Origin of the sequence: Microbacterium sp. 69-10, from assembly GCF_001897945.1 — a bacterium.
GTDB lineage: Bacteria > Actinomycetota > Actinomycetes > Actinomycetales > Microbacteriaceae > Microbacterium.
Map to the genome: position 1 here is coordinate 184,571 of NZ_MKRT01000028.1, position 1,608 is coordinate 186,178.

Consider the following 1,608-nt stretch of genomic DNA (forward strand, 5'->3'; position numbering starts at 1 on the left):
CTGACGGAGGCCGCCGCTGGCGGCGTTTCGCGGGTTGGCGAAGGACGGGAAGCGGCGTGCGGCTGCCGCCCTGGCCTTCTCCTCGTCGAACGGCTTCTTGCCCGCGCCGCCGCGCGCCTCCCAGCGCGCCAGCGCATCGGCGTAGGCGCGGTCGCGGAAGGCCGCCTGCGCAGCGTTGAGGCGCTCGAAGGCCGCGACCGGGATGAAGACCTCGCCACGCACCTCAACGATCTCAGGATGCCCCGTGCCGGACAGCCGTTCCGGGATCTCGGGCAGGCGCAGCGCGTTCTCGGTGACGATCTCGCCGACGCGTCCGTCGCCGCGGGTGGCGGCCGAGGTGAGGACGCCGTTCTCGTAGCGCAGGTTGATCGCGAGGCCGTCGATCTTCAGCTCGGTGAGCCACGCGACGTCGCGTCCGGCGGCAGCGCGCGTCTTGGTCTCCCAGTCCCGCAGCTCGTCGAGCGAGAACACGTTGTCCAGGCTCAGCATCCGCTCGGCGTGCTCGATGGTGTCCAGCCCCGTGGACTCCGCCGCGCCCACCATCTGGGTGGGCGAGTCCTGGCCCTGCAACTCGGGATGCAGCCGCTCGAGCTCCTCCAGCCTGCGCATCCAGCCGTCGTAGGTGGCGTCGTCGACCAGCGATGTGTCGCGTCCGTAGTACGCGTCCTTCGCGTCGAGGATGCGGGTGGTCAGCTCCTCGGCCTCGCTGCGGGCGTCTTCCAGTGAGATGTTCTCCGGCACCCCGCAAGTCTACGAGCGAGCACCGACACGGGTGGGGACCTCAGCCGACGGGGACGGCCGACACGGTGGTGTCGATCGTGAACTGCCCTAGCACGCGGGTGCCGACGTAGATCACGGCGCTCTGGCCTGGTGCGACGCCGTCCAGCGGATGCTCGGGCACGACGCGCACGCCCTCATCCGTCACGAACGCGGTCGCGGGCACCGGGTCGGCGTGCGCGCGGATCTGCACCTCGCAGGCGAACTCGGAGGCCTGCGGCGCGGGGCCAGCCCAGGAGTACCGCTCCCCCGAGATCTCCGCGATCGCGAGCGCCTCCTTGGGCCCGACCACGACCGTGTTGGTGACCGGACGGACCTCCAGCACGAATCGCGGCTTCCCGTCCGCGGCGGGAACGCCCAGGCGCAGCCCGCGACGCTGACCGACCGTGAACGCGTGCGCGCCCTCGTGCGTGCCCACCACCGCTCCGGTGCGGTCGATCACCTCGCCCGTCTCCGCGCCGACCTTCTCGGCCAGCCATCCGCGCGTGTCGCCGTCGGGGATGAAGCAGATGTCGTGGCTGTCGGGCTTCTGCGCCACGCTGATGCCGCGCTCGGCGGCCTCGGCTCGCACAATCGCCTTGGACGGCATGGAGCCCAGCGGGAAGTACGTGTGCGCGAGCTGCTGCGCATTCAGCACTCCCAGCACGTAGGACTGGTCCTTGGCGCTGTCGGACGCCCGATGCAGCTGCAGGCCTCCGTCGCCGTCCACCAGTGTCGCGTAGTGCCCGGTGCAGACCGCGTCGAAGCCGAGCTCCAGCGCGCGCTCCAGGAGGGCTGCGAACTTGATCCTCTCGTTGCAGCGCAGGCACGGGTTCGGGGTGCGACCGGCGC

Annotated in this window: 1 protein-coding gene and 1 pseudogene; both read right to left on the reverse strand. The window is 71.2% G+C overall.

Translation table 11 applies throughout. The features are described from left to right. Nucleotides 1-741 (reverse strand): annotated as a pseudogene (locus BGN97_RS15445) (NAD-dependent DNA ligase LigA); the annotation flags it as partial. A gap of 40 nt (nt 742-781) precedes the next feature. After that, nucleotides 782-1,608: tRNA 2-thiouridine(34) synthase MnmA (mnmA, locus tag BGN97_RS15450; RefSeq protein WP_292703360.1), on the reverse strand; the 827-nt coding region annotated here is incomplete at its 5' end.